This is a genomic window from Treponema sp. R6D11 (assembly GCF_054786075.1).
This window is the reverse complement of record NZ_BDHD01001440.1, coordinates 1-284: the sequence shown is the minus strand read 5'-3', so window position 1 is coordinate 284 and position 284 is coordinate 1. Positions and strand designations below refer to the sequence as shown.

The window sequence follows — 284 nt, the reverse complement described above, 5'->3', positions numbered from 1 at the left end:
TTTTAAGCTTTTTCTTTACCAATAAAATCGTACATACAAATCTTGTGCGCCATTCGGACAGCGTGCTGGATTATGTTGAATCAAAAATTAACGCCGATCTTATGGAATCGCGCACCATGCTGGACGATTTCGCGCAATCCGTGCAAAGTTTAGTCCGAAACGGGACGGATGTGGCAAAACTTACCGAATATAACACGGACATATCCGGGCATATGCTCGCGAAAAACAAAGATTCTTTTAGCCCCAACGGCCCTTTCTGCTATATCGAAAAACTTCCGGACGGA

The 284-nt window shown here is 44.0% G+C and carries 1 protein-coding gene; it reads left to right on the top strand.

Features of this window, described 5'->3' with window-relative positions:
* A partial coding sequence (locus ACYVTD_RS19060; protein ID WP_461249146.1) for a hypothetical protein occupies positions 1-284 on the top strand: 284 nt, incomplete at both ends.